The following is a 15,836-nucleotide window of genomic DNA, read 5'->3' as shown; positions in this document are numbered from 1 at the left end:
GCTCAATTGGAAGCTCGTCGGATCCCATGATATCCTGGATCCACCGAATGGTTCCACATAACGCAGGATGTGTAAAGGAGTGAGATTTTTTTATGGAGTTAAGAGTCATAAACTATTATTTGACTGTAGCCCGAGAGGGAAGTATCACCAAGGCTGCAGAAGCACTCCATGTTTCACAGCCCAATTTGAGCCGCCAACTCAAGCAGTTGGAAGATGAACTTGGCGTTACCCTATTTAATCGCGGAAATAAAAAAATTACATTAACAAATGAGGGGATTCTGTTTCAACAAAGAGCTAATGAAATCGTTTCCTTAGTGAACAAGGCCACGCATGAATTTACCCAACAAAAGAATTCTATCGGAGGTACAGTGTCCATTGGCTGTGTAGAATCAACGGCCTCGCCGATGCTTTCAAAGGTGCTTCGGGAGTTTTCCGCACGGTATCCATTGGTTCGATATGATCTATACAGTGCGGATGGTGATGATATTCGCGAGAAACTGGATAAGGGGATTATCGACATTGGTGTTCTCCTTGAACCTATTGAAACCGCAAAATATAACTACATTCATTTGCCGTATGTGGAAAGATGGGGGCTTGCGATGCGTCGGGATGATCCTTTAGCGCAAAGAGAAGCAATAGGACTGCAAGAGGTGAGCAGCTTGCCATTGATTCTACCCAGAAGAATGATTGTTAGAAACGAAGTTTCCAGTTGGTTTGGTTTCTCAGAAGAACAACTTCAGATATTCGCTACGCATAATCTGTTGACCAATGCGTTATTGTTGGTAGAGGAAAAGTTGGGCTATATCATCTGTGTTGAAGGTGCGCATGAAATTCGCGGCAGCAAAAATACTTGTTTTATTCCGTTTTCTCCAGAACGTACTACTGGGCATGTATGTGCTTGGAAAAAAACGCAAATTTTTAATCCCGCAACACAGCTGCTTATTCAATATGTCAAAGATAATGAAAAAGCATGACAAAGCATGAATGATAAGTATTCGATATGGCGGAATGATTGATTTACAATAAAGGGAGACAATACGATCATACGGGCTTGGCGTTACTCGACTTATCATATGGAATAGGAGTGTTCAGACTGATGGAATATGTAAAGCTTGGAAATACTGGCTTGGAGGTATCCCGCATTTGTCTTGGTTGTATGGGCTTTGGTGTAGCAGTACCGGGCGGGCATCAATGGGTTCTTGATGAAGCGAGTAGTCAGCAGATCATTAAACGCGCCTTGGAGCTTGGTGTGAACTTTTTTGATACGGCGAATGTTTATTCAGCCGGAACGAGCGAAGAGTTTACTGGACGGGCTTTGAAGCAATATGCAAATCGGGATGAAATTGTACTCGCAACGAAGGTGAATGGACGCATGCATGGAGGGCCAAATGGTGCAGGACTTTCCAGGAAAGCAATCATGAGTGAGATTGACAAAAGCCTCAAGCGTTTGGGAACAGATTACGTGGATCTGTACCAAATTCACCGCTGGGATTACGATACACCAATCGAAGAGACAATGGAAGCCATGCATGATGTGGTGAAGGCTGGGAAGGCCAGGTACATAGGTGCTTCTGCGATGTATGCCTGGCAGTTTTTAAAGGCCTTGCATGTAGCCGAGAACAATGGATGGACCCGGTTCATATCGATGCAGAATCATTACAACCTCATCTACCGCGAAGAAGAGAGAGAAATGCTGCCACTCTGCAAGGCTGAGAAAATTGCTGTTATTCCATATAGCCCACTTGCCGGAGGGAGGCTGACAAAAGACTCGCAGGAAAAAACACATCGCTCTGAAACTGATCAAATTGTGAAACAGAAATACGATGCTACTGTGGCTACCGATCGGTTAATCATTGATCAGGTTGCGGCTATTGCAGAAAAACACAGAGTTCCGCGCGCCCAAATCGCACTTGCCTGGCTGCTGCAGAAAGACCCGGTAACTGCTCCCATTGTCGGTGCGACGAAAATTTCTCACCTAGAGGATGCGATAGCTGCTTGTTTAATAAAACTGACGCAAGAAGAAATTGTGTCGTTGGAAGAACCCTACGTACCTCATCGGATCGTTGGACACTTTTAAGCGGTAGAGAAGATGCAGTAAAGATCGGAGGAGAACAATTAACCCGAGGAGGAAACATCACTGGAACGCTTATGGACGAAACCATTTGTTCTCATGACGATCGGAAACCTGTTCCTATTTGTCGCTTTTTATATGCTTTATCCGACGCTGCCCCTGTTCATTAAACAGATGGGGGAAACGTGATGCTCTAATTAATAACAGACTTGGTTTATTAAAGTGCTCGTATTGACAATCATCGTTACAAGCAAGGCCGGAAACCGCTCGATGCGCCATCGATCATTTCCGGTCTTTTTCTATGGCACTAAGAAAAGTCGCATTTCTTCCCTTTTGCTCGCTTTCTTCTCTTACACTCACTGCCTTAAACTTGATACAGTAAGGAGAAGAGCATGTAATCGTTGTGAGGCTTGATCAATCCACGAGGAGACCTGAGACAGATGATAAAATCAACGATCGAGATGTGTGTCATTGATGATATTGCCAGTGTAATTGAAGGCATTTCGAAGAAGATCGACTGGGCACGCCATGATATTCGCGTGTGCGGTACGGGGCTAAACGGGGAACAAGGGCTTCGGCTTGTGGAGACGTATCGTCCCGGCATTATTGTTACGGATATTCGGATGCCGATTATTGACGGGCTTGAATTTACACGACGAGCGAAAGAAATCAATCCGGATTGCAAAATTATTTTGCTGACGGGCTTCAACGATTTCGAATATGCGCAGAAGGCCGTCCAGCTGGGCGCTTTTGATTTTATTACGAAGCCTTTCTCCTTGGAGCAAATCGAACAGGCAGTCCTGAAGGCGAAGCATGCGCTTGATGTGGAACGCGTTAAGGCTGTCCAAGTTCAGGTGCTTGAGCAGCGCGTCAAGGAGAGTATGCCGGTCCTGCGGCAGGAGTATTTTAACCTGCTGATCCATCACCGGACCAGCAACGATGAGAGCACCCGCGAGAAATGGGATTTTCTCCAGATTCAAGTCGTACCGGAGCAATTGATTATTATGGCAATGGACATTGATCATTTCTCTGAACGCTTAGGCAAGCTGCCTGTGCAAGAGGTGGAGCTGATCCGTTTCTCGCTGCAAAATATTGTGGAGGAAACGCTGCAGGCGCACACCCGCTGCCTCGTGTTCCGCGAGACACATTCGCGGTTTGTGGCTATTTTTAATGAAGTCAGCGATGTGGATGCGGCATCCTTGGCCGACAAGTGCTGCGAGCATGTTGCCAAATTTACAAAATTTACGGTTTCGATTGGCGTGGGGAATTGCGTGAGAGGCATTCAGGAGCTCCCGGATTCGTATGGGCAAGCGATCAGCGCGCTGTCGTACCATTTCTACACAGGAGGGAACGGCGTCATTGTGTATGACGATATTGCGAGCTCCGAGCCCCCGCTGCCGCGCTATCCTTTAGCGAAGGAGCAAGAGCTGTTCTACGCCTTGCGCTCGGGAAACCGGGAGCAGGCGACCGCGCTGTTGGAGGAGTTTTTTGCCGAGCTGATGGGGACGGTGCCGCTGCCCGAGCCGGAAAGCATCGACAAAGCGTTGAATGAGCTGGGGTATATGATGCTCCGCGTGTTTCAAGAGAAGCTGACGGAGGACGAGTATGCCGTTGTCGAATCCAAAGCCAGAGCGGTACGTCAAGCATCGTCGGCATCTTTAAAAGATTTACAGCAAGGAATAAAGGAGTTGGGCGAATTAGGCTGCCGGTTCATTGCGGGTAAGCATTCGACCGAATCGGCAAAAGTGATCCAGGAGGCGGTCGCCTACATCCGCAGTAATTTACAGCTCAATCTTACGGTTAATCACTGTGCCAAGCAGGTGCATTTAAGCGGCAGTTATTTTGCGAATTTATTCAAACGGCACACCGGCATAACGTTCAATCAGTTCGTCACGCAGGAGCGGATGGAGCGGGCGAAAGCAATGCTGCTGGAGGATCGGCATGTGCAGGAAATCTCGGATACGCTGGGATTTGTGGAGCGCAGATATTTCAGCGACGTGTTCAAAAAGCAAATCGGCATGACACCTTCCGAATTCAAGCAGCATTATTTAGGCAAGGTGTCCCCGGCGAGTTCTGCGGAAGAGGTGGAGAACCGATGAACGAAATGCGTTGGGCCCTATTGCGGGAAAATGCCAAGAAACCGGCGTTTCGTGATGCCGCGGAGTCGCTGCGCCGGGCTGCGGAAGAAGCAGCTCAGCTGCCGCTTGACATCCAGGACGGCGAACACGGCAACTGGGGGCATTATTATTACTGTCCGGATGATGCCGCTCGGCTGTCGTTTGATCTGCGCCGCCCCCTTGAGCATCCCTGCCCGGTCTGCGGGAAGGTGTGGACGGGCGAGCCGTTTAACGGCGCATGGGTTTCGCTGCGGCATAGCGGCATCGGCACAGGCATTAAGAAGATCGCCTTCGCAAGCCGGATGGAGGATAGCCGGGATGCGTGGCGCGCGCTTGTGAAGGACGCGCTGTTGCAATATGCCGCGCATTATGACAGCTTCGAGGTGCATGGCGACATCCCGTACAATGGACCGGGCAAGCTATTCGCCCAGACGCTGGACGAAGCGCATTGGATCATCGATCTCGTGCTGGCTTATCGGTGCATCGAAGATAAGCTGGACGAAGAGGCCCGGCGAGCGATCCGCGAAGGCCTATTTCGGCCCTGTGCCGCTTTTCTCATCGCGCATAAAGAAAGCCAACTTCACAATCACGCGGTGCTGATTACATCGGCGATTGCCATGCTGGGCGTCGTACTCGGGGATGACGCGGTGAGACAAGCCGGGTTGGAGGGAGAGTATGGCCTGCTGGATCAGCTTGACAGGGGCGTGCTGCCGGGCGGATTTTGGTACGAGGGCGCGTTCACATATCACTATTACGCCTTCGACTCTGTGCTCTATTACTGCATGCTGGTTGAATATACGGACTGGGAACTGCATTACCATCCTGCCTTTCGGTGCATGTTCGATTTTCCGCTTAATTTTATATTGCCGGACGGCTCGCTACCGAGACTAAATGACGCAAGCTCCGTCAGCAGCCTGTTTACGTATGTGCCCTTCTATGAGCTCGCTTACGGCTGGTATGGCGAACAGCGCTATGTCGAGGTTCTGCGCCGTGCTTATGGGCTTGCGCAAGAACCGGTTCTTAAAGGAGAACGATTTTCCACGGTGCCAAGAAATACGTTGCACGCCCTGCTTTATGGCTGTGATTTGGAAGGAAAGCCTCATGGAAACAGCAGCTTGGCGATGATGATGGCAACCAGCTATTCTTCCTCCGGCAGCGGTTTAACGAAGCTGGTGCTGCCTAGCGGCGCACATCTGCTCGTGAAGATCAGCCCTTTTGGCGGCGAGCATGATCATATGGACCGGTTGGGGCTGAGCTTTGGCATCGACGCTAAGCCGATCTTCGAGGATATAGGGACGACCGCTTACGGGGTACCGATGCATTACGCCTGGTATAAGCATACGTATTCACATAATACGGTTTGCTTGAACGGGCAGGATCAGCCGCCGGTCGATGCGGAGCGCATCGCATTTCAGAATGAGACATGGGGAAGCTGGGTGGTGAGCGAAGCAGATTGGCGAAAGCGTGACTACCATTTGAAAAATAACATCACGCTGCCGGAGGCCATGTGTCCGTGGGATGAGCAGGCATATCGGGGGGCGGTCGTTCGCAGACTGAATGTGCTGCACGAACAATATCTGATTGATGTCATGGCGGTCCAGTTGCCGGATGAGCGTGAGATTGAGGTGTTGTACCACATGAGCGGGGACCTGATGGCCGAGGCAGGCGACTGGCGTCCGTCCAGCGAGCCCCTGAGCCGTTTGGCTCCCGAGCTTTTTGAGAACAAGCGGTCGAAGCCGCTGCTGCCCTCGGATATGCTGGTCTGGTCGATCGGAGGCGAGCACGTGTTTCATGCTGTATGGAGCTCCGAAGCGACCGTTCTGTATACAGCGCGAACGCCTGACAATCCGCCGACGAAACGGCGCACAACGGTTGTGGAGAGAGCGAAGGCGAGTGGAACGTTGGTGATGATCAATGTATTCGGTTATGGGAATCAAGTTCAACCAGAGGGACTTCAGCTTAAAGTCGAGGCTGATTCCGAAGGCTGGCTTCTGCAGCTCTGGAACTCCCATTTCTGCCATGAATATGGTGTTTCCAGGGAATTATTGCTTCGTTCTGCTGCACATGGTTGATTTTACGTATGTGAATCGTGGTTTTTCCTCCTTTCTTTCGGCCGGATTTTATGTATGCTGATGGTGAAAACGTTTTCTGTTTTCCATATATCCCTAAGGAGGAAAAAGTCATGAATGTACAGCGCAGTACGATGCTCAAAGCCATGCTAAGCTGTGTCTTGTTTGTGAGCCTCGTCATCACCTCGATTGTGCCGAATGGGAAAGCCTATGCGGCCGATGAGTATGACGGACTAAGAGAGAAGTGGCGGTCCTATTTGCTTGGAGGAGACTACAGCGAGACGGATACGGATGTCAGTGCGATCCTGACTGATCAATCGGCTCTCGTACAAACGACATGGGACAGTATGAACAAATCGAGCGGACGCACGTATTTATGGAGTGATTTGGATGATGCATCGGTCGATAGTTTGACGAAATCCAGTTACATGGCGATTACGTACAGTCGGTTATACACCCTGGCCGTTGGGTATGCGAGACACGGTTCCGCGACTTATCAGAACCCGGCGCTGTTAAGTGATCTTCAAAGCGCCCTGGATTGGATGTACACGAACAAGTACAATCCGTCCTCCGCCAAAGTCGGCAATTGGTTTGATTGGGAAATCAATGTTCCCTTGACGTTGAACAATACTACAGTTGTTTTGTATAACGAATTGACGGCTGCACAGCGAACAAATTATATGAATGCGGTGAATCAATTCGCTCCCAATGCGACGATAACCAACGGCAGTACGGCAACGGGTGCGAACCGGGTATGGAAAGCGACAGCCGTCGGCATCCGCGGAATGATTGTGAAAGACAGCGCCAAGCTGACTTCCGCGCGCGATGCTTTGACGGACGTATTTGCCTATGTCACCTCGGGCGACGGGTTTTACGCAGACGGGTCCTTCATTCAACATACAGCGCATCCGTATACAGGCGGTTATGGCAAGTCGTTGTTGGAGACGATCGTTCCTTTTATGTACTTGTTGAACGGATCGACTTGGGCGGTAACGGCACCGGCTGCGCAAAATCTGTATACCTGGATCTACGAGTCGTTTGAGCCTCTCCTGTATAAGGGCGCTATGATGGATATGTCTCGGGGCAGAGAAATATCCCGCAGAGCTTCGCAGGATCATGCGTTAGGAGCGAAAGTCATTGCTCCCATTCTTCAAATGGCGCAATTTGCTCCTGCAGTGGATGCAGCGAGGTTGAGAAGCATGGCGAAATCCTGGCTGCAGGAGGATACGTACTACGATTTTAATGCGAATGCGACGCTTTATCATCTGGGGCTTGCGAAGCAGATCATGGGTGATACGTCGATCACAGCGAGAGGGGAATTGATGAAGTACAAACAGTATCCGTCGATGGATAGGGCGGTTCAGCTTCGTCCGGGCTTTGCTTTTGCCCTGAGCATGTCGTCGAGCCGTATCTACAATTACGAGTCTATCAACGAGGAGAATTTGAAGGGCTGGTATACCGGCGAGGGCATGACCTACTTGTATAATAACGATTTGGCGCAGTACAGCGATGAATATTGGGCGCTCGTCGATAAATACCGGCTGCCGGGGACGACGGTTGACGTTCGCACACGGGCGGACGGCTCGGGCAGCAACTACAAAAGCGCCAAGAACTGGGTAGGCGGAGCTGACGTTGCCGGGCAATACGGGGTTTCGGGGATGGAGTTGGATGCGTGGAGCAGCACGCTGGCGGCCAGGAAATCATGGTTTATGTTTGACGATGAGATTGTAGCGTTAGGCGCAGGCATAACGAGCACGGATAATCGCACGATTGAAACGATCGTGGAGAATCGGAAAATCAACGATGTTGGCAGCAATGGGCTTACTGTCAACGGAACGGTCAAGTCTACGGCGCTCGGATGGTCCGAGACGATGACCGGCGTGAATTGGATGCATTTGGCCGGTTCGTCGGCAGGCTCGGACATCGGCTATTATTTTCCGGGAGGCACGACGGTGAAAGGGCTTCGGGAAGCGAGGACGGGAAGTTGGGCGAGCGTCAATACGTATGCCAAAACGTTAGATACGACCGTGCTGACCAAAAATTTCTTAACGCTGTGGCAGGACCATGGCGTGAATCCGACCAATGGTCAGTATGCTTATGCGCTGCTGCCGAATCGGACCAGCGCGCAAGTGGCGAGCTATGCGGCTAATCCCAATTTTTCCGTTTTGGTCAATTCAACGGATGTGCAAGCAGTGCAAGAAACAACCCTTGGCGCAATTGGCGCCAATTTCTGGACGGATGCGGTTAATACCGTAGCCGTTGGGGGAGCCCCGTTCCTGACCAGCAACAAGAAGGCTTCGGTTATGACGGTAGAAAGCGGCGGGGACATCGAGCTCGGCGTATCGGATCCGACCCAAGCGAATACGGGGACGATCGAACTTGAACTGTATAAAAGCGCATCGGCTGTCGTAGCTGCGGAACCAGGCGTGACAGTAGTTCAGCTGAGTCCAACGATCAAGCTGTCCGTGCAAGTAGGCGGTGCAAAAGGGCAAACCCGGCATGTGAAGCTGACCTTAGGCACGCCGCCTTCGTCTCCGCCGCAGGTGACGATTCCTTCGTATGCGGATGCATTTGTGCGAAATGGCACCTACGCGACCAATAACTATGGATCGAGCGTGCAGCTCGAAGTGAAGAATGATACGGCCTCTTACGCTAGAGAGGGCTTCTTGCAATTCGACTTCACGGCCGTCTCCGGCCCTGTAGCAAGCGCAAAGATCAGACTTGTCCCGGTGAATGTCGGCATGGCCGGGATTACAAATGAAGCGGCACTTGTGAGCGACACGACCTGGACGGAATCGCTGCTTACCTGGAATAACAAGCCGGCCTCCAGCACTGTGCTTGGAACATGGACGCCGGTTCTCGGTACACCTGTTGAGCTGGATGTGACGTCGCAGGTGCAGAGTGCGCTGGCTGGCACTGGCGATAAAAAGCTTTCGCTGCGCATTTATGCGCCGACAAATCCCGGTTCCCAAGGATTTGCTTTTTATGGCACGAAGGAGCAAACAGATTCGGCAAAGCGTCCGGCGCTTATCATCACACAGCCGATTACCCTAACAGCGTCGGCTGACAGCTACGTGCGCAACGGCACCTATGCGGGAGACAACTATGGCACAGCAACGGGACTTGTGACGAAGAACAGTACCTCTGGCTTCTTGCGCGAAACCTATGTTAAATTTGATCTATCGGCCGTTACAGGCACATTCTCAAGTGCCAAAGTGAGACTGGTTCCCACCAGTGTAGGCTCATTCGCGACAACCAATCAGGCGGAGCTCCTCACCGATGACAGTTGGAGCGAGTCCGCATTGACATGGAATAATAGACCGACGGGCGGCACGCTGCTTGGGTCTTGGAGCGGGATGACGGCGGGTGTTCCGATTGAAATTGATGTCACCAGCCAGATTCAGGCGGCGTTAACCGGGGATCATCTGATCTCACTGCGCATTTCATCGCCGACCGATAGCGGTTCTGCGGGTGATATTACGTATGGTTCGCGTGAGAAATCAGACGTGTCTTTACGTCCCGTTCTGATTCTTCAGCCATAGCAGGAAGAAGAGCTGAGCTGATGACCGGAGTAACCGGCATCAGCTCTTTTCAGCATAATGGGGAGTATGTCAGATAAAATGGATTTCCGCCCTGAACAGTAGTTTCTCCACACTGTATTGTTAGGGCAAACCCGTTAAGATGAAGGTGTAGTCAAGGTTAAGCCAAGTTTAAAAGATGCAAGAGAAAAAGGGAGGATCATGGATGAAAATGAAAAAAGCTTTAACCGTAGGGATGGGCGTCGTTATCATGGCCGGATTAATAGCTGGATGCGGTACGGAAACCGATCAGGGGAGCACAAGCAAGTCTTCGGCAACAGCGGCAGCCAAGAAGGACAAGGTGAAATTAACGTATTGGACCTATCAACGTCACGATGCCGATTATATTAAATCCAAAATCGAAGCATTTAATCAAGCGAATAAAGACGCGATTGAAGTGGAAATGACCATGATGGCGGAGAATTATCCGCAATCGGTGGATTTAGCTTTTGCGAGCGATCAGGCGCCGGATGTGTTTGTGCCGAACGGCGCGTTGGACAACTATACAAAGGGCTACTTCGAACCGTTGAACACGTATTTGACGGACGATTTGAAAAAGAAATTTACGTTTAACGAAGGCGTCAATCAATTCGACGGCAATATTATCTCGCTTCCGAATGTAGGCTCGACGGTGCGCCTGGTGTACAACGTAGATATGTTTGAGAAAGCCGGCCTGAAGCCGCCCAAAACGTTCGACGAGATGGTAGCCGCAGCGAAGAAAATTACCGAGATCGGCAAGAAAGACGGCATCTACGGCTGGGCGCTTCCTTACAAAAATCCGTCCAGCGCACTGACGCGCTCCCTGCAGCAAATGGTCGAGCTGAACGGCATACATTCCAGCGGTTTCGATTTCAAAACCGGCAAATATGATTTCTCCGGCTGGAAGCCGGAAGTTGAAGCTCTGCGGCAAATGAAAGCGGACGGCAGCACATTGCCGGGTGCCGAAGCGCTTGATATGGACCCTATGCGCGCGCAATTTGCGGAAGGCAAGATCGGCATGTACATGTCCTACTCGGTTGAGCCTGGCGTGTACAAGGATCAGTTCCCGCCAAAAATTAAATGGGATGCGGTTCAAATCCCAACGGTAGACGGCGGTGACCCGAAAGGCGCTATCAACTTCAACGGCGGCACCTGGTTGTCTATCAGCAGCAAATCCAAGCATAAAGCGGAAGCCTGGAAATTCGTCCAGTACATGTACGGGGATGACATCCTGCGCGGGTATCATGAGAACGGCTTTGGTTTGGCGACGAATAAGCATGTGCTCGAAGGGGCGAAGGTGCCGACAATTCCGGGGATTAAAAACTTCCTGCCAACCAAATACGATGCAGCGTGGCCGCTGCCGCCAAGAGGCGTGAAGCCGCAAGGTAAAACATGGGCGGAAGATTTCAATGCCTACATCCTTGTAGGCGGCGATCTGGATCAGATCATCAAAGGGCTTAACCAGCGTTACAATGATGCTTATGATAAAGGCGTCAAAGACGGTTCCATTAAATCCGTCCCGGCGGATCCGAATTTTGACCCGCGTTCCTTGCAAGGCAAATAAGTCAGAAATGCGGCGATGCTTGCCGCTGGTGGAGGCGACTTTCTGTGATAAGAAGATGGAGAAGCTACACAGAGGCCTATACGTTTATTTTTCCGAGTGCGACCTTAATGGCCGCACTCGGCATTTATCCGATCCTGTGGGCGTTACGGTATATGTTTTACGATTATAAGGGATATGGCGCAGCTAAGTTCATCGGCATTCAAAATTTTCAGAGACTCCTCCATGACGAACAGCTATGGCATGCCGTTACAAATACATTGATCTATGGGGCGGGCAAGGTCGCGATTACTCTCCCGATTGCCTTGCTGTTGGCGGTCATTCTGAATAGCAAGCTGCAAGGGAGAAATGTTTTGCGGGGCATCTATTTCATGCCCACGATCTTAAGTACCGCCGTCATGTCAACGGTGTTCTACATCATTTTCAATACGTACAACGGGCTGCTGAATCAAATTTTAAAATCGGTTGGGCTGCCGTCCGTAGAATGGCTCGGTACGGAGCATGCTATGTTCACGACCATCCTGATCGCCTTCTGGGGCGGGCTCGGCAATTATATGCTGTTATTTATCGCCGGTTTGCAGGGCATTCCCAAGGATGTGTACGAGAGCGCTTCGATCGATGGCGCGAATAGCTACCATAAACTGGTCTACATTACAATACCAATGCTCGGCCCCGTGCTGAATATCATCATGATGATCGCCATTATCAGCGCTTTAGAGAGCTATGAGTCTATTATGGTACTGACCGGCGGCGGTCCAGCGGGGAAAACGGAAGTCATGTACTTGTATTTGTTCAAGCTGCTGTTCCCAGTCTCCACCGGTGAATCCATGACCCAAGAGATCGGCTACGGTTCGGCTGTTGCCTTTGTGCTGGCGCTTGTCGTTGGCGCGATTACGGGACTGTATCTCTGGGTATCCAGAAAAATCAATAACATCTACTAAATTTTCGTGATAGAGCGGAGTGGATCCGGATGTTTCCTCGTATGCTATCTAAAACGGCCATGTGGCTGTTCTTGCTCATCATCGCCGTGCTGATTTTATTCCCGGTCGTCATGGCCGTGCTTGGCTCATTGAAAAGCAATCAAGAGCTGAATGCCGGAACGTCGTTTCTTCCTTCCAGCTGGCAGTTCAACAATTATGCGGCCACGTGGGTGCAGGCCAAATTTTCTACCTATGTCGTGAATAGCTTGATTTACAGCTTAGGGGGCACGGTGACGACGCTGATCGTCGTCTCGCTTGCGGCGTACGCGTTTGCCCGGAAAGAATTTCCCGGCAAGAAGCTGATGCTCGGCATCTACACCTCGATGATGTTTATTTCGCTCGGGGCCTTGACGCTCAAACCGCAGTTCGAGCTCATGGTTTCCTTACATTTGCATAAGTCGATTGTCGGGATGATTATTATGATGACCGGTGCTGGCGGCAGCTCTTTCTTTATTATGTATGCGTTTATCCGAAGCATCTCCAAAGATCTGGATGAAGCGGCGATGATCGACGGGGCAAGCTTTGCCCACATTTATCGCAAAATTATTCTTCCGCTTACCCTCCCTGCGATCGGAATCGTCGGTTTATTTTCCTTCCGCAGCGGATGGAACTCGTATCTTGTTCCGCTGGTGTTTACGATGTCGCAGCCGAAGCTCCAGCCTTTAACGGTTGGCCTCGTGAATCTGCGCTATGGGGTAGCGGGAGCGATGCAAAGTCATCTGATGCTAGCCGGGGCATGCATTTCAATGATCCCCATGCTCATCATCTATGTGCTGGCGAATAAAACCTTTATGCAGATGAACGTCGGCGGTTTGAAGGGATAGGGTCTGGCTGCGAGCGGGAAGATTCGTTACAATAAGCTTAAGACGCGGAAAGATCGGGGGCAGAAATGGCATTCATTTATCGCATTTCGTTTCAGCAGAGAGTATGGATTGGATTCATTTTTGTCGTCACCGTAGCGGTTGCCGCTACGGGCTTGCTGTCTTATCGCATTGCGGCGAATATTTCCGAGACCAATGCCTATAAGCTTAGTCAGGATACCTTGAATAAGACGTCCCAAGCACTGGATGAAAAGCTGGGGAAAGTGCGCACGTCTATTTTTTCCATGATTATGAATCCCGATTATCAGAAAGCTGTGGGGTTTAACAGCAGCAGCTCGCAAGAGGCCAATTATTATACGTATTTGTCCAGCATGCAGGACGTGTATGTTCAGCTTCGGACCATCGAGCCGATGATCGTCTCTGCGCTGGTCGCAACGCCGAAGGGCAATTATTATCAGATCACGCAGGCGGTGAAACCGCAGTATTCGTTCTACGGGACCGATCTGCATCAGCGGATCATGGCGCAGACGGGCAAGCATCGGGAGGCTTGGGTCGAAGGGCATGAAGATGCCATCTTTGAGGGCGGCAAACGCGTGATCACCTTTTTGACGGAAGGCATATTGAATGATGTGTCGCGAGAGGTCTTCGTGGCGGCCAACCTGAAAGAAGAGGAATTGAAAGGGTTCGTCTCTACCAATCTAAACTGGAGTGAAGGCAGCTATTTCCTGGTCAATCAGCAAGGTCTGGACGTGTTTCAGCCCGATGCGGATGCCGGGTTCACGCAGAAGCTGAAGGCGAATCCTCTGTTTATCCAGGCGCTTCAACAGCAGGACGGCTTTTTTGAGTATGAAGCGGATCATCAGGGCTATATGATTAATTATACAAGGCTGAAGGTGGCCGGCGACTGGACGCTGTTCAGCGTGCTTCCCAAATCTCAGCTTTTCGCACAGCTGGAAGGCTTGAAATGGACCATTCTGACGATTATTATTTCCTGTTTGCTGATCGGATTTGTAGTTGCCAAGCTGATGACAAGCTTTCTTATGAAACCATTATTAAATCTTCAGTATGTCATGCATAAAGTGGAACATAATGATTGGAGCATGCGGTTCCAAAGCGACTATGCGGATGAGATTACACAGGTTGGCTTTCGTTTCAATCGGATGCTGGATGAAATCAATCGCTTGTTTCAGGAAGTTTCCGTTGCCGAGAAAGAAAAGCATATTTCGGAGATGAAAGCGCTGCAGGCGCAGATCGCGCCCCATTTTTTATATAACACGCTCAATACAATTTACTGGAAAAGCCAGCTTGACCAGTCCGAGGCTGTTCAGAAAATGGTGCTGGCCTTGTCCAAGCTGTTTCAGCTCGGATTGAATAAAGGGCAGGAGCTGACGACGCTCAAGAACGAGCTGCAGCATGTGGAGCACTATCTGATGATCCAGCAGGAATGCTATGAGCATTTATTCGACTACTTTATTGAGTTGGATGAAGGTGTTGATGTTCAGCAGACGATGGTAAAAATCATTATTCAGCCATTGGTTGAAAATGCAATTTTGCATGGCTTTAAAAATCGCAACGAAGGCGGTGAAATTAAAATCACCGTTCGGCAGTCCGAACGATCCCTGTTTCTGATTGTGGAGGACAACGGCGAGGGGATGGCGGTTTACGCACCGGATGCGCAGCGTGAGTCGAATGCGAATTCCTCCGGGTTCGCGCTCTATAATATTCAGCGGAGATTGGAGCTGCATTACGGCAGCGAGGCTTTGATCAAGGTGGAGAGCGAGCTCGGGGCCTTTACCAGAATTACGCTTCGTATTCCCCGGCGGTTTGACGAACCCCACTATGGGGGGAATCCGTGATGTAGGGAACCATCTTTTCCGAGCCCGTCAGCTAACCTCGTCAGCAGTGGATGGGTCGAACTTTTACTCAGCATAACATTGCACAAATGACCCGTGGAACGGGTTAGCTGTGTCTATACATGCAGGCTCGTTTTGGAGTCTGGCCGCAACGCAAGTTGTGGCCCAGCTCCCGCACGGGTCTATTTTGTTTGCGACTGCCGGCTTCGCCGCGCTCCTAAAGGAGCAGCTTAGCCCTGCGGCGGCGCATCCTTCGGCACGTAGTTGAAAATGTCACCGGACTCGAATGCATCGATCAGCCGATCTAACCACAAGTAATATCGGATCGCCTCGTCGATTTTGGCCAAATCGACTTGCACAATTGCATGCAACTGCGAATCCTCTGAGTTTTGCTGGAGCAAGTGGGACAGCTCTGACTTGGATTTGCGCAGCGCGCTCAAATTGATTTCCAAGGCTTTACGCCATTTTAACGAGAAGAAATCGGAAAAAGTCTGGAACCAGTCCATTTCGACTTCATACAGGTCTTTGCGCGCCCCTTTTTCCCACACTTTATTGACCATTTTCAAATCGACCAGCGTACGCACACCCGTGCTCATGCTGGTTTTGCTCATTTCCATGGCTTCGCCCATTTCATCGAGCGTCATGGGCTTATTCTGAAAGAAAAGCATGCCGTAGAGATGGCCGATCGACTGGGTGATGCCGTATAAATCCATATTTTTGCCGATAGAAGCGATGACGCGTTTCCGGGCATTTTGAAGGATCAGTTCCTGTTCTGCGCTGATCGAATTGGCTTGTTCCATTGACATA

Annotated in this window: 10 protein-coding genes; 9 read left to right on the top strand and 1 reads right to left on the bottom strand. The window is 50.5% G+C overall.

Annotated elements, in window-relative coordinates:
• Positions 1-92: 92 nt before the first annotated feature.
• The 9 genes from EJQ19_RS02780 (at position 93) to EJQ19_RS02740 (ending at position 15,032) form a co-directional block, all read left to right on the top strand.
• A complete protein-coding gene (locus tag EJQ19_RS02780; protein WP_126139679.1) occupies positions 93-974 on the top strand; it encodes a LysR family transcriptional regulator in 882 nt (293 codons plus the stop codon).
• Between the two features lie 122 nt (positions 975-1,096).
• Positions 1,097-2,077 carry an aldo/keto reductase gene (locus tag EJQ19_RS02775; RefSeq protein WP_126139678.1) on the top strand — a complete coding sequence of 327 codons (981 nt, stop codon included), beginning with the start codon at positions 1,097-1,099 and terminating at the stop codon, positions 2,075-2,077.
• A gap of 434 nt (positions 2,078-2,511) precedes the next feature.
• Positions 2,512-4,170: a response regulator gene (locus tag EJQ19_RS02770; RefSeq protein WP_126139677.1), complete on the top strand. Its 1,659-nt coding sequence runs from the start codon at positions 2,512-2,514 to the stop codon at positions 4,168-4,170.
• Positions 4,167-6,260, top strand: coding sequence for a heparinase II/III domain-containing protein (locus EJQ19_RS02765; RefSeq protein ID WP_126139676.1), 2,094 nt, complete (start codon positions 4,167-4,169; stop codon positions 6,258-6,260). The genes EJQ19_RS02770 and EJQ19_RS02765 overlap by 4 nt, the downstream gene beginning before the upstream one ends.
• A 110-nt stretch (positions 6,261-6,370) precedes the next feature.
• The gene (locus EJQ19_RS02760) at positions 6,371-9,799 is read left to right on the top strand and encodes a polysaccharide lyase family 8 super-sandwich domain-containing protein (RefSeq protein ID WP_164716278.1); all 3,429 of its coding nucleotides are present in this window, start codon (positions 6,371-6,373) and stop codon (positions 9,797-9,799) included.
• 202 nt (positions 9,800-10,001) lie between these two features.
• The gene (locus tag EJQ19_RS02755; protein ID WP_126139674.1) at positions 10,002-11,378 is read left to right on the top strand and encodes an ABC transporter substrate-binding protein; all 1,377 of its coding nucleotides are present in this window, start codon (positions 10,002-10,004) and stop codon (positions 11,376-11,378) included.
• Positions 11,379-11,485: 107 nt separating this feature from the next.
• Complete coding sequence (locus EJQ19_RS02750) at positions 11,486-12,316, top strand: carbohydrate ABC transporter permease (protein ID WP_126139783.1); 831 nt, start codon at positions 11,486-11,488, stop codon at positions 12,314-12,316.
• A 41-nt stretch (positions 12,317-12,357) separates the two neighbouring features.
• The gene (locus tag EJQ19_RS02745; RefSeq protein ID WP_241242698.1) at positions 12,358-13,179 is read left to right on the top strand and encodes a carbohydrate ABC transporter permease; all 822 of its coding nucleotides are present in this window, start codon (positions 12,358-12,360) and stop codon (positions 13,177-13,179) included.
• Between the two features lie 65 nt (positions 13,180-13,244).
• Positions 13,245-15,032: a cache domain-containing sensor histidine kinase gene (locus EJQ19_RS02740; protein ID WP_126139672.1), complete on the top strand. Its 1,788-nt coding sequence runs from the start codon at positions 13,245-13,247 to the stop codon at positions 15,030-15,032.
• A 227-nt stretch (positions 15,033-15,259) separates the two neighbouring features.
• Here the strand turns inward: EJQ19_RS02740 and EJQ19_RS02735 are convergent, their stop codons facing one another.
• Positions 15,260-15,829 (bottom strand): GbsR/MarR family transcriptional regulator, encoded by a 570-nt coding sequence (locus EJQ19_RS02735; RefSeq protein ID WP_126139671.1) that lies wholly within the window; start codon positions 15,827-15,829, stop codon positions 15,260-15,262.
• Positions 15,830-15,836: the final 7 nt, after the last annotated feature.

The sequence above is a fragment of the Paenibacillus whitsoniae genome (assembly GCF_003955665.1).
In the GTDB taxonomy this organism is placed as follows: domain Bacteria; phylum Bacillota; class Bacilli; order Paenibacillales; family NBRC-103111; genus Paenibacillus_E; species Paenibacillus_E whitsoniae.
This window is presented reverse-complemented; position numbering and strand designations above follow the sequence as displayed.

Bases quoted from the DNA above. Each gene is read 5' to 3' on its own strand.
- EJQ19_RS02780 (WP_126139679.1), top strand. From the start codon at position 93: ATGGAGTTAAGAGTCATAAACTATTATTTGACTGTAGCCCGAGAGGGA.
- EJQ19_RS02775 (WP_126139678.1), top strand. From the start codon at position 1,097: ATGGAATATGTAAAGCTTGGAAATACTGGCTTGGAGGTATCCCGCATT.
- EJQ19_RS02770 (WP_126139677.1), top strand. From the start codon at position 2,512: ATGATAAAATCAACGATCGAGATGTGTGTCATTGATGATATTGCCAGT.
- EJQ19_RS02765 (WP_126139676.1), top strand. From the start codon at position 4,167: ATGAACGAAATGCGTTGGGCCCTATTGCGGGAAAATGCCAAGAAACCG.
- EJQ19_RS02760 (WP_164716278.1), top strand. From the start codon at position 6,371: ATGAATGTACAGCGCAGTACGATGCTCAAAGCCATGCTAAGCTGTGTC.
- EJQ19_RS02755 (WP_126139674.1), top strand. From the start codon at position 10,002: ATGAAAATGAAAAAAGCTTTAACCGTAGGGATGGGCGTCGTTATCATG.
- EJQ19_RS02750 (WP_126139783.1), top strand. From the start codon at position 11,486: ATGGCCGCACTCGGCATTTATCCGATCCTGTGGGCGTTACGGTATATG.
- EJQ19_RS02745 (WP_241242698.1), top strand. From the start codon at position 12,358: ATGCTATCTAAAACGGCCATGTGGCTGTTCTTGCTCATCATCGCCGTG.
- EJQ19_RS02740 (WP_126139672.1), top strand. From the start codon at position 13,245: ATGGCATTCATTTATCGCATTTCGTTTCAGCAGAGAGTATGGATTGGA.
- EJQ19_RS02735 (WP_126139671.1), bottom strand. From the start codon at position 15,829: ATGGAACAAGCCAATTCGATCAGCGCAGAACAGGAACTGATCCTTCAA.